Annotated in this window: 18 protein-coding genes; 7 read left to right on the plus strand and 11 right to left on the minus strand. The window is 38.6% G+C overall.

Translation table 11 applies throughout. The annotated features are described in order from the left end of the window. From ME5_RS08840 to ME5_RS08855, 4 genes are all read right to left on the minus strand, one after another. Positions 1-1044: an ABC transporter ATP-binding protein gene (locus tag ME5_RS08840; protein WP_008040353.1), complete on the minus strand. Its 1044-nt coding sequence runs from the start codon at positions 1042-1044 to the stop codon at positions 1-3. Between the two features lie 11 nt (positions 1045-1055). Continuing rightward, positions 1056-1832 (minus strand): ABC transporter permease, encoded by a 777-nt coding sequence (locus tag ME5_RS08845; RefSeq protein WP_008040355.1) that lies wholly within the window; start codon positions 1830-1832, stop codon positions 1056-1058. A gap of 119 nt (positions 1833-1951) precedes the next feature. After that, on the minus strand, positions 1952-2587 hold the full coding sequence (locus ME5_RS08850) for a TIGR00725 family protein (RefSeq protein ID WP_008040357.1): 636 nt from the start codon (positions 2585-2587) through the stop codon (positions 1952-1954). Positions 2588-3365: 778 nt separating this feature from the next. Further along, positions 3366-4049 carry a L,D-transpeptidase gene (locus tag ME5_RS08855; RefSeq protein WP_008040358.1) on the minus strand — a complete coding sequence of 228 codons (684 nt, stop codon included), beginning with the start codon at positions 4047-4049 and terminating at the stop codon, positions 3366-3368. 228 nt (positions 4050-4277) lie between these two features. Between ME5_RS08855 and ychF the strand changes: the two genes are divergently transcribed. Then, positions 4278-5381, plus strand: a complete 1104-nt coding sequence (gene ychF, locus ME5_RS08860; RefSeq protein WP_008040360.1) for a redox-regulated ATPase YchF — start codon at positions 4278-4280, stop codon at positions 5379-5381. Positions 5382-5567: 186 nt separating this feature from the next. Here ychF and ME5_RS08865 read toward each other — a convergent pair whose 3' ends face one another. From ME5_RS08865 to ME5_RS08890, 6 genes are all read right to left on the minus strand, one after another. After that, positions 5568-6011, minus strand: coding sequence for a PRC-barrel domain-containing protein (locus tag ME5_RS08865; protein ID WP_008040365.1), 444 nt, complete (start codon positions 6009-6011; stop codon positions 5568-5570). 309 nt (positions 6012-6320) lie between these two features. Further along, positions 6321-6869: an adenine phosphoribosyltransferase gene (locus tag ME5_RS08870; RefSeq protein ID WP_008040366.1), complete on the minus strand. Its 549-nt coding sequence runs from the start codon at positions 6867-6869 to the stop codon at positions 6321-6323. Beyond that, a complete protein-coding gene (locus ME5_RS08875) occupies positions 6859-7737 on the minus strand; it encodes a cytochrome c1 (RefSeq protein WP_008040367.1) in 879 nt (292 codons plus the stop codon). The genes ME5_RS08870 and ME5_RS08875 overlap by 11 nt, the downstream gene beginning before the upstream one ends. Further along, the gene (locus tag ME5_RS08880) at positions 7731-8996 is read right to left on the minus strand and encodes a cytochrome b (RefSeq protein ID WP_008040368.1); all 1266 of its coding nucleotides are present in this window, start codon (positions 8994-8996) and stop codon (positions 7731-7733) included. The genes ME5_RS08875 and ME5_RS08880 overlap by 7 nt, the downstream gene beginning before the upstream one ends. 5 nt (positions 8997-9001) lie before the next feature. Beyond that, on the minus strand, positions 9002-9550 hold the full coding sequence (gene petA, locus ME5_RS08885; RefSeq protein ID WP_008040369.1) for a ubiquinol-cytochrome c reductase iron-sulfur subunit: 549 nt from the start codon (positions 9548-9550) through the stop codon (positions 9002-9004). A gap of 133 nt (positions 9551-9683) precedes the next feature. Continuing rightward, positions 9684-11522: an ABC transporter ATP-binding protein gene (locus ME5_RS08890; RefSeq protein ID WP_008040370.1), complete on the minus strand. Its 1839-nt coding sequence runs from the start codon at positions 11520-11522 to the stop codon at positions 9684-9686. Positions 11523-12006: 484 nt separating this feature from the next. On the opposite strand from ME5_RS08890, the gene ME5_RS08895 reads away from it, so the two are divergent. Next, positions 12007-12489, plus strand: coding sequence for a tRNA (cytidine(34)-2'-O)-methyltransferase (locus tag ME5_RS08895; RefSeq protein WP_008040371.1), 483 nt, complete (start codon positions 12007-12009; stop codon positions 12487-12489). 53 nt (positions 12490-12542) lie between these two features. Then, positions 12543-13457 (plus strand): oxygen-dependent coproporphyrinogen oxidase, encoded by a 915-nt coding sequence (gene hemF / locus ME5_RS08900; RefSeq protein WP_008040372.1) that lies wholly within the window; start codon positions 12543-12545, stop codon positions 13455-13457. Between the two features lie 20 nt (positions 13458-13477). Here hemF and ME5_RS08905 read toward each other — a convergent pair whose 3' ends face one another. After that, on the minus strand, positions 13478-14746 hold the full coding sequence (locus ME5_RS08905; protein ID WP_008040374.1) for a CCA tRNA nucleotidyltransferase: 1269 nt from the start codon (positions 14744-14746) through the stop codon (positions 13478-13480). A 441-nt stretch (positions 14747-15187) separates the two neighbouring features. On the opposite strand from ME5_RS08905, the gene ME5_RS08910 reads away from it, so the two are divergent. Genes ME5_RS08910 through ME5_RS08925 form a run of 4 tightly spaced genes read left to right on the plus strand, consistent with a single transcriptional unit; the run spans position 15188 to position 22051 of the window. Then, complete coding sequence (locus ME5_RS08910) at positions 15188-16219, plus strand: AAA family ATPase (RefSeq protein WP_008040376.1); 1032 nt, start codon at positions 15188-15190, stop codon at positions 16217-16219. Next, complete coding sequence (locus ME5_RS08915; protein ID WP_008040377.1) at positions 16219-17148, plus strand: DUF58 domain-containing protein; 930 nt, start codon at positions 16219-16221, stop codon at positions 17146-17148. The genes ME5_RS08910 and ME5_RS08915 overlap by 1 nt, the downstream gene beginning before the upstream one ends. Further along, entirely contained in the window at positions 17148-19958 is a 2811-nt protein-coding gene (locus ME5_RS08920; RefSeq protein ID WP_008040378.1) for a DUF4159 domain-containing protein, read from the plus strand. Before ME5_RS08915 ends, ME5_RS08920 begins: the two co-directional genes overlap by 1 nt. Then, positions 19955-22051, plus strand: coding sequence for a glutamine amidotransferase (locus tag ME5_RS08925; RefSeq protein ID WP_008040379.1), 2097 nt, complete (start codon positions 19955-19957; stop codon positions 22049-22051). The genes ME5_RS08920 and ME5_RS08925 overlap by 4 nt, the downstream gene beginning before the upstream one ends. Positions 22052-22063: the final 12 nt, after the last annotated feature.

Here is a 22063-nt window from a genome sequence, read left to right on the forward strand (position 1 = left end):
CTATTTTTCTCCGTCATTTTTATCGATTGGTAATAGACAAACTGCTTCTGGTGGTATGATGAAATGATTGATGTTTTCATGAAGATGCGTTTCGATCTTCACGACCTCGTTTGCCATCTGAATATCTAATCTGCGAAGGGAGCCTAAATATCGATCGGCCAGAATGTTTCCTGAAAAAGAATTCACTCTATCTGGTACTTTAATGGGTAAAATACGTTCAGGACGTACAAGTACCATGACTCGACTACCTAGATTAAAAGAGCCTGTTTTACAGCTTAGAATCCCAAAACCCGTTTGAACAACATTATGCGCGTGCACAGTGGCATACCATAAATTTGATTGACCAACAAAAGCAGCAACTTTCGCATTACAAGGAGATTCATATAATTCTTTCGGTGTCGCAATTTGTAAAATGTGACCACCACTCATAACGGCTACTTTATCTGAAATCGAAAAGGCTTCTTCCTGATCGTGCGTAACTAATAAAGTTGCAATATTTTGTGAGCGCTGCACCTTGAGGATTTCATCGCGCATTTCTTGGCGCAAGCTCGAATCAAGTGCAGAAAGTGGTTCATCTAACAATAATCCAACTGGATTAAAAATCAAAGCACGTGCTAAGGCTACACGCTGTTGTTGCCCACCAGAAAGAGCAGATGGATATGCATCACACCTATGCCCCATTCCCACACGCTCAAGCATCTCCATTGCCCGCACACGTCTTTCTTCTCTTTCCTTTCCTCGAACTTTAAGAGGATAAGCCACATTTTCCCATAAGCGCATATGAGGAAATAAAGAATAAGATTGAAAAACAACACCCAATTCGCGTTTTTCAGATGGAAGTGCGGTAACGTCTTTACCATCTATGCAAACAAGCCCAGCATTAGCTTTTATAAAACCAACAATAAGACGTAAAATGGTCGATTTTCCAGATCCTGATGCACCAATAATACTAACCAATTCCCCACGCTTAATATGCAAAGAAATATCACTTACACCTGTAGCAGTTCCCGGATAATTATATGTAATATTTTTAAGGCGAAGCATCCTTAATACCTTCAAACAGATGAAACACGTGAAAAGCGGTTAACCAGATTGCTTAAAGCTGACGCAATAGCAGCCAAAAGAAGTAAAATAACTGTGGCAGCACAAGCAAAGCCCGTAGCGCCGTAAAATGCTTGCAAAAGTACAACAGGATAGGTTCGTGACATAAAACCTGCAATGAGATTCGAAAGTTGAAACTCTCCAATAGATAAAGCTGCAACCGTTAAACTTGTTGAAAGCAAACTAGGTCCAAGCAAGGGTATAGTTATAAACCATAATCGATGGAAAAACCTTGCCCCCAAAGATGCAGCAGCCAATTCATAAACATCCAAATGAAGTTGATCCATATCGGCTAAAAGTGCAGACACCGTATAAGGTAAAGTTAGAATAAGATGACCAGCAACCAAAAGCCAAAAGCTCCCCAACCATGGTAAACCATCAGAAGAAAAGACAAGAATGAAACCAAATGCCAAAACCAATTCAGGCACCGCTATAGGCAACAATGTTACTAATCGCACGAAAAATTTTATCCCCCCTTTTGCTCCACTATGAATAGCATAAGCAAAAGGAACACCTATAAAAATATTCAAAATACAGGTAGCAGAGACAATCTTTAGACTTGTTATAAAAGCTCGACGAAATGACGGATCGTTTAATATCTCCTTATACCAATGTAATGTAAATCCATTGGGAAGAATAGAGTTAGTCCAAACTTGACCAAAAGAACCAATGAGCAAAAGCCCAACAGGCGCAATAAGGAAAATACCATATATGACGGCGACGTAATTCAACAGATTGCCATTTCTTATAAATATTAGTGCTTCGTAAATAAAAACGATTTTGAGCGTTTGTTCTCAGTCGAAAACAGGCTCTACATGCTCTAGAAAAATGACAATTATATTACAAAAATCTAAAATCCAGACAGATCGAATATTTTATTTGCAATGTGCAAGATCGCTTCCTCAACTGTTTCAACATAGATAACTCCATTGAGTTGAGGTGCATCCTTCATTGCTAAAATTTTCCTTTCAAACTGTAAACCCAATGCCATTTCTGAAATCGTTCCAACACCCCCGCCAACGGCAACTAGTACTAAAGCAGCCCTTGCAATCAAGGCATTGCGAGCAGGACCTATGCCTGTGGCAATAGGAATAGAAACATACGGATTTGCACATTCAAAATCTCCATCCGGCAAAAGCCCAATGGGCGTTCCACCCGCCTCCAAATGCCCTTTACATGCAGCTTCCATGACGCCGTTTTTTCCTCCGCATATAAGTTGTAGTCCGTATAAAGCATAAGCACGCCCAAGGTCTTCAGCCAATTTATATTGCAGTTTTGTGGCGTCCCTAGGGCCAATAATTGCTATTGGAACACGACGCAAACTATTACCTTCGGCAAGTTTTTTGAGCGCTTGTAAAGGGTTAACATTGGTTAACTTTCCAGATATTACTTCTGATAATTCTTTCCATTTTAAACTATGCCCGTCAAAAAACTGATTTCCTTTTATAAGAATGCTAGTTTCCTCAGACCATTTTAATATATCCATAAATAATTTCTTTCTGTAAAAAAGTAGATCTTTATATTAAGAATAAAATAATGCGTTCAAGTGACACATAGTATTCAATCATTGATTATAGTATAAAAATGTAATAAATATTTTTCTAAAACATCAGGAATACTATCGTAATGAATATGATATATTATTTATATAAAAATCACGATCAGTCACTATAAATAAATAATTACGTTTAATAATTTTATCACAAAAAGTATGCTGAGCACTCTATAATATGACGAACAGACATATTTACAAAAATCGAACCCTGATTATTATACTGTATTTTTTATAAATAATATACATATGGCTAATCAAGTGAAAAAAAATCTAATAAATTTCCATTACTTTATGAAAAAGATTTTCGTTACGATCGCTTATCCTGACAAATCAAATTTTCAATTAAGTGTTTTTATTATTAATTCTAACTTAGTTAATTGACTTTAAGTGATTTCATTGGTCAAAAGGTATCATTATTGATGTTTTTTATCACATGTCTTATTTCTACTTTGGATGAAATGATTTTGACATTAAATGAGTATTAATTACTTTTGATAATTTTTATCTTATGAATTTGTCCATTACATATGATTTGAAAAATAGCTGTTGAAAGGCCAATTTAGATACGCAATTCAGTCTAAGGCACCAAAATTGTGATATGATTTGAGAAAAATAATTTAAAAAACTAAGAAAACACTCATACATTTAACGACACCTAATAAAAAAGGCAGGATCAAGATACCCTGCCTCGGTTTCTTAAAATGGAAAATTAAACCATATTTGGGCTACCATGCTGTAAAACAACAACACGACTTGCATTAGGCACTCGACCATAAAGATCGATAATATCCTGATTCAGCAAACGGATGCAACCACTGGATACGGCTTTACCGATAGACCAAGCTTCATGTGAACCATGAATACGAAAGAGTGTATCTTTACCATTTCGGAAAAGATAAAGCGCACGCGCACCAAGCGGGTTATCAGGACCTGGTTCCATTCCTTGACCCAAATGACCATAACGTTCAGGCTCACGCTCCATCATTGATTGTGTTGGTGTCCAACGCGGCCATTGACGTTTATATTGTACGACCGCTTCACCTTCCAGCTCTAAGCCTTGTTTACCAACTCCAATACCATAACGCAAAGCACGAGCGTTAACACCAACGAGATAAAGAAAACGCGCTTGTGTATCGACAACAAGTGTTCCTGGCGTATAAGGTGAATTGTAAGTGACTTCCTGGCGCCAAAATTGTGGATTGATTTTACTCATATCAACTGCTGGCAGTGGATATGGTTCATCAGTAATTGGTCCATAAAGCGCACGAATTTCAGCAGGAACAGGCCAGCTTTGTGGCTGCTGTCTCACTGTTTGCTTAGGTCTATTTGTTGCACAACCAGCAAGCACGAGTGGTGCTGCAATTAAAAATGAACGGCGAGACAAGTGTCCCATAACTTCTCCAATTATTTTTTTCTCAAGATCACTATTAGTATAAAAAACTTAGCACTCAGTTAATTCCAATTAGGGCGATTTTATGCATATAAATCATAAATGATTAAAACTTTATCAATTGTATCTTTTTAGCATCACATAAAAGCCCATACTGGCGTGTTTGAAAAAACATGATATAGGACTTATTTAACGTTTCTGCATCGACAAACAAGAATAGCGAGAAAATTTATGGGATTTAAATGTGGTATTGTTGGCTTACCAAATGTTGGTAAATCAACTCTTTTTAACGCTTTAACAAAAACCGCAGCAGCACAGGCGGCTAATTATCCGTTTTGTACTATAGAGCCCAATACGGGCGAAGTTGCCGTTCCTGATCAAAGAATGAAAAAAATTGCCGCTATTGCAGGTTCTAAAGAAATCATACCAACGCGTATTAGCTTTGTCGATATTGCTGGTCTTGTACGCGGCGCCTCTAAAGGGGAAGGACTCGGCAATCAATTTCTTGCCAATATTCGCGAAGTTGATGCAATAGCGCATGTACTACGTTGTTTTGTAGATGATGACATCACACATGTTGAAGGAAATATTAATCCTGTATCAGATGCGGCTACGGTTGAAACAGAACTGATGATTTCGGATTTGGAAAGTTTAGAACGTCGCATTGCTCAATTACGCAAACGCGCTATAGGTAAAGACAAAGAAGCCCAAAGTATTCTTCCTATGATGGAGGTATGTTTAAAACTTCTTCAGGACGGCAAACCTGTGCGCATGTTATTAAAAGACATTTCTCAAGATGATCGTCTTATTCTTGATAGTCTCAACCTTCTCACGTCAAAGCCTGTTTTATATGTTTGCAATGTCTCAGAAAGCGATACGGTTGAGGGCAATACATTTACAAAAGATGTCGCTCTTATGGCCAAAGAACAAGGTGCCGAGATTGTCATCATATCAGCCGCTATTGAGGCGGAATTATCGCAATTACAAGATGAAGAAGCCGCCGAATATCTAGAAACTATGGGATTACACGAACCTGGTCTTGATCGACTGATACGCGCAGGTTATCATCTTTTAGATCTGATCACTTATTTTACTTGCGGACCAAAAGAAACACGCGCATGGACAATAAAAAGAGGCACAAAAGCACCACAAGCTGCTGGTGTCATTCATTCAGATTTTGAAAGAGGCTTTATTCGCGCACAAACTATTGGATACGAGGATTATCTCACACTTGGCGGCGAAGTGGCTGCCAAAGAAGCTGGAAAAGCACGTGATGAAGGTAAAGAATATGTGGTACAAGATGGCGATGTAATGTTGTTTAAACATAATACATAACCCAATCATAGATGAATTCAATCATATCTTTTTGATAATATGTGTTATTTGTTTTAAAAGGTACAACTACTTTAAAGTAGAGCTCAATCTAATGAAACCCTTTTTAAAGAGATTGTACCTTTTAAAGATAGAGATATTAGATTAACAGGTAAAATTTATATTAACTGTTGAACTACATAAATAGGTTTATAAATCCCAGCGTCCTTCATACTTAAATTCAGGTGCGCTTTCTAAACTTGCTTTCGTTGCATTCGTGATTACTTTCCAAGAACCGTTGTCATTGGTCATGCGGATCGTTGACGGATCAACCACAACATAGCGTTCACCGACACCAAGAAAACCACCGACACCAATAACAATGCCTTCGATTTCATTTTTTTGAATGACGACGTCTTTAATCTCTCCAATTGTTTCATCTTGTAGATTTAAGACTTTGGTATTGATAAGGCTCGAAGCAACAAAATCGGTCTTTGTTGGCGTGACATATAGCGCTGCCATATCATTTGTTGCGTGATCAGTTTGTGCTGTAGAATATGCTGTGGATGGGGTTGTAGGCGCCGTTGGTGCCTGAGCAAAAGCGACCCCTGCACATGCAGTCGTCATCATTGCTATAAGAGCGATTTTTTTCATAAGTTTTGCCTCCTTTTGTTACCACCATTAAATGATTAGGCAAAAGAATCGTTCCATCGCTTTTTATTTGTTAAAAAAATAAGAAAAGGCTTATCTTTGATTTTTATTAAAAAATTAATAGCTTACAAGGCTCAAGCTAAATTATAAAAAAAACTTATAAAGAATACAAAGAGTTTAAGCCTACCAAAAAAAACTAAATATAATGAACATAAACAATTATGACTATGCATTTTCTTCGAAGATGAAACGATTGTATGAAAGGATACACTAATGCCAAATCAACAATTTTTCTGATCATCACAAAGTAAATTAATGACCATCATAAGAAATAAGTGTTCGAACATCGACACCAAGATCACGCAATTTTTGTGCGCCACCAAGATCGGGAAGATTAACAATAAAACAAGCAGCCACAATATCCGCATCCATTTGTTTTAATAATTCTGCCGCAGCAACAGCCGTTCCACCCGTGGCAATTAAATCATCAATGAGAACCACCTTCTCCCCAGGCTTAATAGCATCTCGATGCATTTCCATTTCATCAATACCATATTCAAGACTATAGGCAATACGGACGGTATCATAAGGTAATTTGCCTTTTTTTCTTATTGGAACAAATCCCGAGGATAATTGATGGGCAACAGCACCACCTAAGATAAACCCTCGCGCTTCGATACCAGCAATTTTATCCACTTTTAAACCGACATAAGGATAAACCAAAGCATCTATAGAGCGTCGAAAAACACCAGCATTGCCAAGAAGCGTTGAAATATCACGAAATTTGACACCGGTTTTCGGATAATTATCGATTGTACGAATAGCGTTTCTTAAGGTGTTTTCAAGCGTTTCATTGAGCATGAGTTTCAGTATCCAATTCATTCCAAATGCGTCTTTTTACACCATATACTAAGCCAGAAAAGACAATTAAAAATAAAATTACACGAAAACCTGTTTTCTTTCGTGTTTCCATATGAGGATCCGCCGCCCACATTAAAAAAGCTGAGACATCTTTGGCATAATTGTCAACTGTTTGAGCTGTACCATCATCATAAGTGACTATATCATCGCTTAATGGCGGTGGCATAGCAAGGCTTTTTCCTTTTAAAAAATAAGGATTATACCAATTTCCATCTGCAATTATCACATGATCTGAGGCATCTTGATATCCTTGCAAAAGCGCAGCAATATAATCAGAACCAGCAGTTGTGTAATTGGTCAAAAGGTCACCAATAAATCCCGGAAATGGGCGTGGTGCGGCACGCGCCTTTGCCATAAGAGATAAATCACCGGGATTTGCACCATTATGAGCAAATTTTGCAGCTTCATCATTTTCATAAGGTGAAGGAAAATAATCAGATTCCAATGCTTTTCTATGAAACATTTCCCCTTCACTATTGGGACCATCCAAAACCTCATATTCAGCAGCTAGTGTTTTAATCATTTGCGCACTATACCCAAGAGCGCTCAAATCACGAAAAGCTACATATTTTAGTGAATGGCAAACCGAGCAAACTTCTCGATAAATTTTAAAACCACGCTGCAATTGTGCTTTATCATAAGTGCCAAAAGGACCAGAAAAACTCCAAGACTGTTTTTCAGGTAAAAGTAACGGATAATGCTCTTCATGTGTGTTTTGTGAAACATTTTCACTTTGTGCATTAATATCTAAACTTGGTACAAAGCTTAAGATACAGATAAAAAATAATAAAATTCTTTTTTTTACCATAGCTTCCGACCATTATTGTGTTTTGTTTGTATATCCTCCCAGACAGAAGCGGGTATTTTTTTATTTTTTTCAAATTTTCCCAATAGGGGCATGATGATTAAAAAGAAAGAAAAATAATATGCTGTTGCAATCTGTGACCAAAAGACCATCTGACCATCGATCTGTCGTGATCCTAACCAGCCTAGCAAAACAACATCCGAAATAAAAAGCCAAAAACAGACTCTATAAATAGGCCGATAACGTGCTGATCTAACTTTTGAACGATCAAGCCAGGGTACAAACAATAAAACCAGAACCGATCCTACTAAAACAAGCACGCCACCAAAGGTCGAAGAGATGGGTCCAAAATCTGCAGTAATAGCGCGAAGCATCGCATAAAATGGCAAAAAATACCATTCAGGCACAACATGAGTCGAGGTAGTCATTGTATCGCCTACGATATAATTATCTGGATGTCCCATATAATCGGGCATAAAGAACAAAAACCATGCAAAAAATATTAAAAAAACACTGAGTGCAAAGAGATCTTTGACCATTGCAAAGGGCGAAAAACGCACTGTCTCTTTTTTTGATTGGATATCAATTCCTGTGGGATTGTTTTGCCCAACATGATGCACCGCCCAAATATGAAAAACGACTAAAAGAACTAGCACAAAGGGAAAAAGATAATGAAGGGCAAAAAATCGATTGAGTGTTGGCTGTCCCACACTGAAACCACCAAGAAGCGTTTCTTGAAGCCACACACCTATAAAAGGTACAGCTTTAAAAAAACCTGACAGAACAGACGCAGCCGATGTTGACATCATCCCCCAAACTAAAACATAGCCCAAAAAAGCAGTCGCCATCATCACCAGATAAATCAAAACACCGATAATCCATACCAATTCACGAGGTTTTTTATGCGAACCATAATAAAGACCCCGAGCCAAATGAATGTAAGCGGCAATAAAAAAGAAAGAAGAACCTACAGCATGCCATGGTCCAAAAAGCCAACCAAATTGACCATCACGCATAAAACGCTCGCGCGCATCAAAGGCCAAATCAATGTCAGGCACATAATGCATAGCCATCACAATACCTGTTAAAACCTGTGATAAAAGTATAAGTGTTAAAATACCACCAAAAGTATAAAAATAATTTAAATTACGTGGCACAGAAAAAATGATAACAGCATTATAAAGTAAACGTGGAAGCGGCAAACGCTCATCAAACCAGCGTGCAAGACGCCATTTCGGATGATAGGGAGGGTGATTTTTCATATCCATTATCCGATCTGCAATAAAGTATCGGACAAAAATTTATAAGGAGGGATAGCAAGATTTTGATTGGCTGGTCCATTACGCACCCTACCTGCAGTATCATAGGCTGAACCATGGCAAGGACAAAACCAGCCATTATAAGCACCTGATTGGCCAATTGGAACACAGCCAAGATGGGTACAAAGATTGATCATAATCAACCAATTTTCACGCCCCTTTCCAGCTGATCGCGCTTCATCCGTTGCGAAGGCTTCAGGTGTGAGATTGGGATTGCGCGCCCATGGATCTTTTAGCCCATCAATATCAAAATTACGCGCTTCATCCATTTCTTTTTTCGTACGATTACGAATAACAACAGGTTGTCCACGCCATTTAACAGTTACAGACATGCCTTCTTCTATCCCCGTAAGATCAATCTCTACCGAAGCACTTGCAAGAATTGATTGATCAGGACGTAATTGATCAATAAAAGGCCACGCGAGAGCACCCACGCCAATGACACCAGCAGTTCCAGTAGCAAGGAATAAAAAATCGCGTCGGTTTTGTTTTGTCATGATTAAATTCGGACAATATGAGGTTTGTAATTATAAATACAATTAATTGTCTATCATTCTACGTCATTTTGTCTACACCATAAAAGAAAAAAGGCTACCTCTCGGCAGCCTTTTTTATGTTTAGTGTGACGGATTAAGCCGCTTCGCCAAAATCAAGTGTTCCTCTGATTTGTCTTTTCCAAAGACGTGCATAGATCCCACCTTTTTCAAGCAATTCCTGATGCGTACCATCTTCAACGATTTTACCTTTATCCATAACAATCAAACGATCCATCTGAGCAATTGTTGATAAACGATGAGCAATTGCCAAAACAGTCTTATTTTGCATCAAACGCGTAAGATTTTCTTGGATTGCAGCTTCTGCTTCCGAATCAAGCGCAGATGTTGCCTCATCAAGGATCAAAATTGGTGCATCTTTGAGCATAACACGTGAAATCGCAATACGTTGACGCTGTCCACCTGAAAGGCGTGCTCCTCTTTCACCAACATATGCTTCATAACCAACACGGCCTTTATGATCTCGTAAACCGTCAATAAAGTCATCTGCTTTGGCATCACGGACTGCGTACAAAATATCGTTTTCATTTGCATCTGGACGCCCATAAAGGATATTATCGCGAAGCGAACGGTGCAAAAGTGAGGTGTCTTGTGTCACCATACCGATATTGGCGCGCAAACTTTCTTGGCTAACATCGGCAATATTTTGCCCATCAATGAAAATAGCCCCTTTTTCGACATCATAAAAACGCAAGAGCAAATTGACCATTGTTGATTTTCCTGCACCCGAACGTCCTACAATACCTACCTTTTGTCCTGGTTTTATGGTGAGATTTAAATTTTCAAGAACGCCATTCGATTTTCCATAATGAAATCCAATATTTTCAAAACGGATTTCACCGCGACGAACAAGTAATGTCTTTGCATTTGGCTTATCTTCAATCAAACGTTTTTGTGCAATAGAACGCATGCCATCTTCAACAATACCGATATTTTCAAATAAAGCTGACATTTCCCACATAATCCATTGTGCCATACCGTTCAGCCGTAAAACAAGACCAATCCCAACAGCAACAGCTCCAACAAGTATAGAATTTTGTTGCCAAAGAAAAATCCCTAAAGCACCCACTGCAAATAATAAAAGGCTATTGGCAAAATAAACACTTATTGAAAATTTTGAAATGAGACGCATTTGACGATGGACTGTTTTCTGAAAAGCTTCAAAACCCTCACGCGCAAAAGATTCTTCACGCTCATTATGAGAAAAAAGCTTTACTGTTGCGATATTTGTATAAGAATCAACAACGCGTCCTGTCATAAGCGAACGTGCATCTGCTTGAGCTTCTGAAGCAACACGTAATTTAGGAATAAAATATCGTAACAAGCCAATATAGGCCAACATCCATAAAATAAAAGGGATCATTAAACGCCAATCAGAAGAAGCTGCAATGATCAAAGTACCTGCAAAATAAACAATAACGTAATTTAAAACATCAAAAAGTTTCATAACAGATTCACGCACAGATAATGCCGTTTGCATCACCTTAGCCGAGATTCTTCCTGAAAATTCATTCTGGAAATAACTCATGGATTGTCCAAGAAGATAGCGATGGGCTTGCCAGCGAATGCGCATTGGATAATTTCCAAGCAATGTTTGATGCATAACGATGTTATGTAAGGCAACAACCAGAGGTAAAAAAACGATAACAACAACGCCGATCAAAGCAAGTTTCATGCCTTGTGTCTGAAAAAAAGTTGCGCGTGCATCATCGTTTAGCCAATCCACAATTGTGCCTAAAAAACTAAAAAGTGATACCTCCATAATCGCTGTTAAAGCAGTAAAAATGGCCATAACAATAAGCCAAGGCCAAACACCTTTTGTATAATGCAGACAAAAAGCAACCAAGCCCTGTGGTGGGTGTTGGGGTGCCTCTTCTGGAAAAGCTTCTAAACGTCGTTCAAACCATCCAAACATGGTCTATCTCCTTTAAATCTCTTGGAACCCAACCTCGATTTTCGCGTTACCAAAAGATATATCAAACAAAACAGCGTCATGAATCATGACGTAAAAATTGCGTTACTTGCAGACGCATCCGGCCCCGTTAAGAGACAAATGAATGTTGCGGCTCACAAAGTTATGCAAACAATTCGATTATCGAGGAATGATTTAGCATGGTCGATACCAAAACATTTCAGGCGCTTTGACCTGACCAAAGTCGGCTTGATTGTCACTTAATTTATGACATTTTTTTTATCAAAGCAGATAATAAAGAATAAAAACCTACAAAGACCCAAATTTTGAGAAACATTGTAAACCTCCCTTCTCTATTGTTGAAAAATCTTATAACTTATTTTTTCATAAAATTCTATTGCTTTGCCATGCATTTTTTACACATCACCTATTAAAATCGGAATAACAGTCTTTACAAAAAGTGAAAATAAAGACTATCAGCTATAATATGAGCATTCATATCGCCCTTTACCAACCAGATATTGCAGGCAATGCAGGGACAATTTTACGTCTTGGTGCGTGTCTTGGTGTGTCAGTCCATATTATTGAACCTGCAGGCTTCAACTTATCAGACCGTAATCTTAAACGTGCTGGTATGGATTATCTTGAATTGGCAACGCTACAGCGACATCTAGATTGGCAACATTTTGTCGATAGTATGAAAGCCTTAAATCGTCGTATTATTCTTTTAACGACCAAAGCGTCTCAAAGTTATACGGATTTTTCGTATCAAAAAGGCGATATTTTACTCTTTGGGCGAGAATCGGCAGGTGTTCCGCAAACTATTCACAACTGTGTTGATGCAGAAGTCACTATTCCGATGCAATCTGAAGCACGCTCGATAAATATTGCATTAAGTGTCGCAATGTCCACAGGTGAAGCCCTGCGACAATTAAAACTTCCTTCAAATATTGGACAAATGTCTTCTTAATCCGTATGTATGACGAAGATTCACTTTAAACAAACATATGGATCTTTTCAGACATGACCGTTCACTCTATTGCCGACGATATGCCTCTTGATATTGATGACAAGAAAAAAAAAGCAGAAAGCTGGTTTCAATCTTTAAGAGAAACAATTTGCTCATCTTTTGAAAAATTAGAACATGAATTAACAGGTCAATTTCATGATTATCCAGCTGGTCGTTTCATCAAAACACCATGGGAAAAGTCGGAAGGTCTTAACGGTGGCGGCATTATGTCAATTATGAAAGGGCGTGTTTTTGAAAAAGTCGGCATTCATACGTCAACTGTTTTTGGTGAATTTTCTCCTGAATTTCGAAAGCAAATCCCCGGTGCAGAAGAAGACCCACGCTATTGGGCAAGCGGTATTTCACTCATAGCACATCCACAAAATCCTCACGTTCCAGTTGCACATATGAATACACGCATGATCGTTACAACACGACAATGGTTTGGTGGCGGCGCTGATCTTACCCCTATGCTTGCCAAACGGCGCACACAAAGTGATATTGATTCTAAAACATTTCATCAAGCTTTTGAATTTTTATGTGCCAAGCATAAAAAAGTGGCTGATTATGAAAAATTTAAAAAATGGTGTGATGACTATTTTTTTCTCAAACATCGCAATGAACCAAGAGGAATTGGTGGCATATTTTATGATTGGCTCCACAGCACAAAAGAAGCAGGTGGGTGGGATGCCGATTTTAATTTTACACGAGATGTAGGACGCACTTTTAATATTGTCTATCCTCATATTGTCAGACAAAATTTCAATAAACCATGGACAGATAATGAACGTGAAGCGCAATTATTTCAGCGTGGTCGCTATGTAGAATTTAATCTTCTTTATGATCGCGGCACCCTTTTCGGTTTAAAGACAGGAGGTAATGTTGATAGTATATTATCCTCCATGCCACCTGCTGTAAAATGGGCATAAAAGTTACAATTGTTGTGTTTTTAAGTTAAAGATAGAGTGTTGATGAGTTTTTCTTTTGATAGAGAAAATCCACTTTCAAGCCAAATATTTTCAAGCCTTTTCAAGGCGTCCCCTAATAATGGTCCTTTTTCATAGCCAAGTGCTATTAAATCTTCACCATTAACAGGAAAAAGCGGACATTCGAAACTTTCTGCAATGGCGTAAAGGCGTGCATAATGGCCAGCTTCTAGTAAAGCTTGATCATCATTCACGGCACGCGCACGCGCAGCTGACAAAGATAAAGCCAGCCGATCCATAACCGACTGCCGACCATAACGATAAATAATCTTTTTTAAAGCAATATCCGAACAGTCAGCCTTCATTGGCAAACAGTGGCTCCACTGTATAAGTCGTGCTTTTTCAGCATTTGAAAAACGCATTCTTTTTGCCATCATTTTTAAACGATCAGGATCTGGAGGTACCATTGCTTCCAGTCTTAATAAGGGATCATCTTTCCAACCATTGACTGCACCTGTTTCAACAAGAGCGTGTATAGAATCAATCCCCCATTTATCTGTTTCTGGCAAAACAACCGTTAACACCCCTGTTTGGCGCATCCAAAGCAACGCCCTGGATGGATCAGGAGCCTGAAGCAAATTTTTTAATTCCATCCATATGCGCTCGCTCGAAAGGCTTGCTAATCCTTCTTTCAAACGCGAACAAGCTTTCAAACCTTCTGCATCTGGACGTCCTTGTCCGTACCAAGCAAAAAATCTAAAAAATCGTAATATTCGCAAATAATCTTCTTTGATGCGCTCATCTGGATCACCAATAAAACGCAAAAGGCGTTTTTCAATATCTATAATTCCACCAACACTATCATAAAGCGTTCCATGAGCATCAACATAAAGCGCATTCATTGTGAAATCACGGCGTTTGGCATCAATCAGCCAATCACGACCAAATATAACCTTTGCATGGCGACCGTCAGTTTCAACATCTAGACGCAAAGTTGTGACTTCAAAAGCCTGATTTGATCCAACAACTGTAATTGTACCGAATGCATAGCCTGTCGAAATAGCTTTAAAGCCTGCTTGCACAACACGTTTTATGATCTCATCAGGCTTACATGTCGTGGCAATGTCAATATCCTTAATAGGATGCCCTAAAAGATGATTGCGCACAGCACCACCAACAATACGTGCCTCTTCATCATTTTTTGACAAACAATAAAGCACTTTTTGTACTGTTTTATCATTCAACCATTCAATATTTGATCCAATATTTCGTGTTGTTACGTGATCTATCATTCAAAACCATCTCGAATTATTTTTGGGTTACGTTTCATGTTTCATCACTTAATCTTATTATAAAAACATATTAATCTTCTTACTTCCTCATCAAAAAATAAAATTTTGATAAAGATTTAAAAACACATAACATCACAGCAAACAAGACATATCGCTGTTATAGCATAATAAAGCACCGCCAAATATATTAAAATCATTCACCATGATTGATTGTGATGATGGTTGATAATTTTTATCAAGTAATGAGTGGATAGTCCTTCTTTTCTATTGTTTTTTTGTTAAAAGACATGAAATCGTCAATGTTCAAAGACATGAAAGTGTTATGATTATAAGCTCAAAATATATGGAGCATTTTTTCGTCGTAAAATTGTTCACAGTGACAACTGTTATGTGTATAAAATTGCATTCGATTTTTTATCGCTAAAATCTTAAGGAAAAACGATGGAGCGCAAAGCAAAGACATCCCCCTCTGCAAAAATAAACAGCAAAGGTGATGATAAATCATTAAGTGTTGACGATATAGATAGCTTGCATCGTGAACTGTTAGAATTGCGTCAAAGCATTAGTCACGCTGTGTTTGGACAAGAAAGCGTGATTGAACATGCTATCACGGCAATCTTAGCAGGGGGACATGCTTTATTAATTGGCGTTCCGGGTCTAGCAAAAACGCGTCTTGTTGAAACACTGGGAACTGTGTTAGGGCTTGAACAAAAGCGTATTCAATTTACACCTGATCTTATGCCATCAGATATTGTTGGTTCAGAAATCATGGACAGTGATAGCAAAGGAAAACGTTCCTTTCGTTATATTAAGGGGCCGCTTTTTACGCAACTTTTAATGGCAGATGAAATTAACCGTGCGTCTCCACGTACGCAATCAGCTTTGCTACAAGCGATGCAAGAATATCATGTTACCGTGACCGGTGAGCGTTATGATCTCCCCCAACCTTTTCATGTTTTAGCAACACAAAACCCGCTTGAACAGGAGGGAACCTATCCCTTGCCTGAAGCACAACTTGATCGCTTTTTAATGCAAATTGACATTGATTATCCTGATATTGATACCGAACGACGTATCATTATTGAAACAACGGGAAAAAAGGCAGAAAAAGCAAAAGTTGTTTTCTCAAGTGAGCGCTTGCAACTCATTCAAAACGTCGTACGCCAAATGCCTATATCTGAAAATGTTGTGGAAGCAATCTTACGTTTGGTGCGCTCTGCGCGTCCTGATGGCAATAATAATCATGCGCGCAACCACATAGCATGGGGCCCCGGACCACGCGCTTCACAAGCGCTTTCATTATGCGTACGCGCCCGTGCTTTATATCAAGGGCGCTTAGCACCTTCACCTGATGATGTCAAAGCACTCGCATTACCAGTCTTACAGCATCGCATGGCACTTAATTTTAATGCACGTGCGGCAGGTTTAAAAATAAATGATATTATTGCTGATCTCGTGAAAGAAAATATCTAATGGCGATTGGCACATCCACCACTTTGGGTTCTTTGTCTCACGTGTCTGAACAGGCACGTGTGCAAGCCGAAAAACTACCTGACCTTTTATTAGAAGCACGTAAAATTGCCAATCATTTAAGTCTTGGTTTGCATGGTTTGCGCAAACGCGGTCAAGGGGACAATTTTTGGCAATTTCGTCCTTATAATAAGGGTGAAGATATCTCACATATAGACTGGCGTCGCTCAGCGCGTGATGATCAAATATATGTTCGTGATTTTGAATGGCAATCAGCACAAACAATTTGGATCTGGACAGATCAATCTGCTTCCATGGACTATCAATCACAATTTTCAAAAACAAGCAAAATTGAACGCGCGCTTTTAATTGCTTTAACATTAGCAGAAGTTTTTATGGCAAAAGGTGAGCGTATTGGTGTACCTGATCATATTATACCTACCACGTCACGCAATATAAGCGATCGTATTGCTCAAGAGTTTATAAAACCAAAGCAGTTGCAAACAGATCATAACAATCATAAAACTTTGCCAAGTTTTAACGATATGAACCGATTTGCGCATCTCGTACTTATCAGTGATTTTATTGATGATCCTGACATTCTTATCAAAAAGCTTTCGGCATTGACCGATCGAAATCTGCATCTTCATTTTATCGAGATATGCGATCCGGCGGAAGAACGCTTTCCTTATAATGGGCGCACTGAATTTTTCGATCCTGAGACAGGTACCAAACTTCTGACAGAGCGCGCAGAAGATTATCACGATGCTTATCAGCATCTTTATATGGCACGCCGCAGTGAATTTACTCAATTTGCCAGTAAAAATGGTTGGAGTTATCACATAAGTAAAACCAATCGCCCTGTCAGCGATGTTCTTTCTCGTTTGACGCTCACAATGAGTGAGGCAATAGGCTATAGGAAGCGTTTATAATGGCATTTGGTGCGCCTTTTCTTTTACTTGGTCTTTTAATTTTACCAGCAATATGGTGGCTGTCACGCATCACGCCACCACCGCCACAAACAGAAATATTTCCACCTTTGCGGTTACTCCTCAAAGTCACTGGGCGCCATACAACCCCCAGTCAAATTCCTTGGTGGCTTCTTTTATTGCGGCTTATAATGGCTGCTCTTGTGATTATCGCCCTTGCCAATCCCATTTATAGACCAAAGGCGATTGAGATAAATAACAATCACCCATTAGCACTGATTATTGATAACAGTTGGGCTTCAAATCATGATTGGCAAAATCTTATCAAGGAAGCAACGATTTTGATTGATCAAGCCATTCGCGCTCAACAATTGGTTTATTTGGCCACCACAGCTGATGGCAGTAATCAAGATATGCGCCCATTAAGTGGCGAAGCAATAAAAAACCGTTTATTGACACTAAAACCTCAACCAATCGCTCCAAATCGACTTGTTATCATTGAAAAACTGCTTGAAACAGTAGATGCAGAAAAGGTAGATATTGCGTATCTCACCGATGGTTTAAAAACACAACAAGACCAAGAAGCATTTGAAAAAATCAAACAAATAGCAAGTGATTCACTTTTAATTTACACGTCTGATATCTCTAAGCTTTATGGTATAAACACATTGAAAAGCGAAAAAGATGCGCTTGTTGCAACAATCATTCGTAGTGATACAAAAATAGACAAAACGCTCAACCTTGGCATTTATGATCAAAAAAACAGACGTCTTGGCGATGCACAAACTCAATTCAAACAAAGTGAAACACAATCACAAGCTTATTTTTATTTGCCATTAGAATTGCGCAATGATGCCGCTATGATTCGCATTGATCATCAAAATAATGCTGCAAGCACCTATCTTGTTGACCAAAGAGAACGTATTTTTCGCGTTGCGATTTTATCCTCTTCAGCCAATGAAATAACACAACCACTTCTTGCACCGCTTTACTATGTTATAAAAGCATTAGAAGGTCAGGCTGATCTTATAACAGCAAGCGGTGGAGTTTTTAGTGATGATGTTGAAAAATTGCTCAATCAAAATCCATCTATTTTTGTTTTGGGCGATGTTGTTAATATGCCCCAAAATACCGAAGATAAATTGAACCAATTTATTCAAAATGGTGGAACACTTATTCGTTTTGCAGGAAACAATCTTGCCAATGCATCAACACATGATCATTTACTCCCTGTAGAATTACGCCATGGTGAAAGACAATTGGGGGGCATTATGTCTTGGGTAAGTCCTCAAAAACTGGCACCTTTCACTCAAAATAGTCTTTTTTCTGATATTCCATTTCCAGAAGATGTAACAGTTTCACGGCAAATATTGGCTGAACCTTCTCCTACACTTTTTGATAAAACTCTTCTTAGTCTGAATGATGGAACACCACTTGTGACTGCAAGCACACTTGGAAAAGGTAAGCTTATTTTTATTCATACAGCGCCTGAACCTTCATGGACAACATTGCCTTTATCAGGATTCTTCGTTGAAATGCTCAAAAAGCTTGTTCAATTCAGTGCTGTATATGATGAAAACCTACAAGAAGAACACGTTAATCAAAACTCTAGTCGTCAGCCATGGCGCGTACTTAACGGGCAAGGGCAGTTAGAAATGGCTGGATCTCATGTTCTTCCTTTATTATTGACGGATAAAGCCTCATTGCCAAATTATAATCATCCTCCTGGATTTTACGGTCGTGAAAATAATTTATATGCTTTAAATTTGCTCGATCAAACATCAAAATTTTTACCTCTTGATTATGCATCTTTTGGTAAAAACAGCCAAATTCTTGATTATAGTGCTGGTGATGAAATCCGCTTACATGGCCCCCTTCTTATTCTCGCAGCACTTTTATTTGCTCTCGATAGTCTGCTTATTCTTGGTGTCGGACGTTTTTTTAAAAAACGCCGCCATATCCTAAGTCTACTAATTATCGGTATAAGTATTTCTGTTGTATTCCCCCTTTATTATCCAACACCAGTTCATGCTCAAGACTTATCACAAAAGGATCAAATTCTAGTACAATCGGCTGGGAAAACCCATCTGGCCTATGTCATAACAGGTGACAGTCAGATTGATAATATAAGTAAGACAGCACTGGAATCTTTAAGCCAATTTGTCGAAGCGCGCACGACTATAGACTTTGGTGCAGTTTCTGGTCTGGATCTTGATAAGGATGAATTGGCTTTTTATCCACTTATTTATTGGCCAATTGATGCGAAAACAACCATACCGAGTGAAAAAGCCATAGAAAAAATAAATGCCTATATGCTTTATGGCGGTACAGTTTTATTTGACACAAGAGATCAAATAACGGCAGGACTAAATTTGGAGGGATCGGCCACACCAAATACACAAAGATTGCGTGAAATTTTATCAGGTCTTAATATTCCTGCTTTGGAACAAACGCCTCCTGAACATGTCATTTCTCGTTCATTCTACTTAATGCCTGATTTTCCTGGACGCTATCGTGGTTCGCCCTTATGGATTGAATCTTCTGCAATGGCAACAAGAGATGATCGTCCGATTTATTCAGGAGACGGCATAAGCTCAATTTTAATCACGGCAAATGATATGGCAGGTGCATGGTCGCATGATGGGAAAGGGTCATGGACATTTCCTCTTGTACCAGATGACCCAATGCAACGCATTTGGGCGTTTCGTGGTGGTTTAAACATTATTATGTATACACTCACTGGTAACTATAAGGCCGATCAGGTTCATGTGCCTGCACTTTTGGAACGATTAGATCAAGAGAGACAGAAATGAATCAGTCACTCACTTTTCAGCCCGTTCTTCCATTTTTTTGGGCATTTATAATTATTGGTATAGCCGCACTCTTTGTTTTTGTTGCACTCATTATACGTAAAAAAGGTTCATTTCTTAGGTCGTTAGCACTTGTGGCTTTAGGTATTACTCTTTTAAATCCTATTATTATAGGACAGAAAACGGAACCACTCGAAAGTATCGTCGGTGTCGTGATTGATCGTACACCGAGCCAAAATTACGGAACGCGCACAAAAGATACAGATGAAGCATTGGCAGAGCTTAAAGCGGCATTGAAAAATTATCCGCAATTTCATCCCCGTTTCATTGAAGTTCATGGTGAAGCTGATAACAATCAAGCTATTGAGACAAGATTATTTAGTGCTCTTAACCAAGAAATTTCAGACGTACCAAATGCACTTTATGCAGGAACTATTTTGATCACGGATGGGCAAGTCCATGATATTCCCCAAAATGCCACTAGTGTTTTTGCACAACATCCTGTCAATGCGCTCATTACAGGACAAAAAGATGAGTTTGATCGTGAAATAAAATTTGTCGAACCGCCTCGTTTTGGTTTTACAAATCAACCCACAAAATTTACGCTTAAAATCGATGAGAAAGGACAATTTCCGCCTCATAATTCCGTTGTTACGCTTTCCATTACTGTGAATGGCGAACATATCCGAGCTATAAATTTAAACAACCAAACAAATGCTGAATTTTCAATCACACTGCCAAAAGTTGGAAAAAATATTATTCAAGCTTCCGTTTCAAAAATAGACGGTGAATTGACAACTGAAAATAATGAAACGGTTGCCATTGTTGAAGGTATCAAAGAAAATCTTCGCGTTCTTTTGGTCTCAGGCGAGCCTTATAATGGTGCCCGTATATGGCGTGATCTTTTAAAAAGTGACACAAGTGTTGATCTCGTTCACTTTACTATTCTTCGTCCTTCAACCAAATCTGACAACACACCTTTAAATGAATTATCATTGATTGTTTTCCCAACAACAGAGCTGTTTGTTGATAAAATTAATGATTTTGATCTTGTTATTTTTGATCGCTATCAACATTACGATGTCTTACCGTTACTATATTATGATTATGTCGCTCAATATGTTAAAAATGGCGGTGCACTTCTTATGGCAACGGGACCTGAATTTTCTGGTAACACATCTTTAGCACGTACCCCTTTAATAAGTGTATTACCTGCTCTACCAACAGGCGAGGTCATAGAAAAGCCTTATCGACCCCAATTGACACAACAAGGTGAGCGTCATCCTGTTACCAGAGGATTGACAGATTCTGGATCCTCAAATCGAGAATGGGGCCGTTGGATGCGCCAAATCGCTATTCAAAACAATGGCGACAGTACTGTTTTAATGAGTGGTGCTGATGATAAACCCTTAATGCTACTTTCTCATATCGGAAAGGGTCGCGTCGGCATGCTTTTATCCGATGAAGGTTGGCTATGGGCGCGTGGATTCGAGGGTGGTGGTCCTTATGCAACGCTTTATCGACGTTTGGCCCATTGGTTGATGAAGGAGCAAGATTTAGAAGAAGAAGCTTTAACGGCCAATAGTAAAGGTCAAACACTTATGATACGTCGTCAAACAATGGCTGATAAAGCTGATGACGTTGACATTCATTATCCCTCTGGAAAAACCATCACGCTGCCTTTAACAAAAGAACAAGAAGGTGTTTTTGTTGCACGTCTCGACACTGACGAAACGGGACTTTTTGAAATAAAGAATGGCGACAAAACAACCATCGCACATGTCGGTCCCATGAATTCACCCGAATTTTCAGAATTAATTTCAACAAAAGAAAAATTAAAACCATTTGTAAATGAAACGGGTGGAAGTATAAGCCGGCTGCATGAAAGCTCAAAAGATCATATTGATTTACCCCAAATTGATGTCGTCAAAAATGACATAAAAATACAATCAAATATTCAACACACTCTTCGATTACATGAAGCGCAACAAACACGCGTGGTTGATAGCGTACAGTTTTCACTTTTTTCAGGAATGACCGCTCTTCTTGCTTGTATTTTTCTTTTTATGAGTATGTGGTATCGAGAAAGTCATTAGAAAACTTTTTAA

The sequence above is a fragment of the Bartonella tamiae Th239 genome (assembly GCF_000278275.1).
GTDB lineage: Bacteria > Pseudomonadota > Alphaproteobacteria > Rhizobiales > Rhizobiaceae > Bartonella > Bartonella tamiae.

Bases quoted from the DNA above. Each gene is read 5' to 3' on its own strand.
- ME5_RS08915 (WP_008040377.1), top strand. From the start codon at position 16,219: ATGGCGATTGGCACATCCACCACTTTGGGTTCTTTGTCTCACGTGTCT.
- ME5_RS08875 (WP_008040367.1), bottom strand. From the start codon at position 7,737: ATGGTAAAAAAAAGAATTTTATTATTTTTTATCTGTATCTTAAGCTTT.
- ME5_RS08840 (WP_008040353.1), bottom strand. From the start codon at position 1,044: ATGCTTCGCCTTAAAAATATTACATATAATTATCCGGGAACTGCTACA.
- ME5_RS08905 (WP_008040374.1), bottom strand. From the start codon at position 14,746: ATGATAGATCACGTAACAACACGAAATATTGGATCAAATATTGAATGG.
- ME5_RS08855 (WP_008040358.1), bottom strand. From the start codon at position 4,049: ATGGGACACTTGTCTCGCCGTTCATTTTTAATTGCAGCACCACTCGTG.
- ME5_RS08870 (WP_008040366.1), bottom strand. From the start codon at position 6,869: ATGCTCAATGAAACGCTTGAAAACACCTTAAGAAACGCTATTCGTACA.
- ychF (WP_008040360.1), top strand. From the start codon at position 4,278: ATGGGATTTAAATGTGGTATTGTTGGCTTACCAAATGTTGGTAAATCA.
- ME5_RS08880 (WP_008040368.1), bottom strand. From the start codon at position 8,996: ATGAAAAATCACCCTCCCTATCATCCGAAATGGCGTCTTGCACGCTGG.
- ME5_RS08850 (WP_008040357.1), bottom strand. From the start codon at position 2,587: ATGGATATATTAAAATGGTCTGAGGAAACTAGCATTCTTATAAAAGGA.
- ME5_RS08925 (WP_008040379.1), top strand. From the start codon at position 19,955: ATGAATCAGTCACTCACTTTTCAGCCCGTTCTTCCATTTTTTTGGGCA.
- ME5_RS08895 (WP_008040371.1), top strand. From the start codon at position 12,007: ATGAGCATTCATATCGCCCTTTACCAACCAGATATTGCAGGCAATGCA.
- ME5_RS08910 (WP_008040376.1), top strand. From the start codon at position 15,188: ATGGAGCGCAAAGCAAAGACATCCCCCTCTGCAAAAATAAACAGCAAA.
- petA (WP_008040369.1), bottom strand. From the start codon at position 9,550: ATGACAAAACAAAACCGACGCGATTTTTTATTCCTTGCTACTGGAACT.
- hemF (WP_008040372.1), top strand. From the start codon at position 12,543: ATGACCGTTCACTCTATTGCCGACGATATGCCTCTTGATATTGATGAC.
- ME5_RS08890 (WP_008040370.1), bottom strand. From the start codon at position 11,522: ATGTTTGGATGGTTTGAACGACGTTTAGAAGCTTTTCCAGAAGAGGCA.
- ME5_RS08920 (WP_008040378.1), top strand. From the start codon at position 17,148: ATGGCATTTGGTGCGCCTTTTCTTTTACTTGGTCTTTTAATTTTACCA.
- ME5_RS08865 (WP_008040365.1), bottom strand. From the start codon at position 6,011: ATGAAAAAAATCGCTCTTATAGCAATGATGACGACTGCATGTGCAGGG.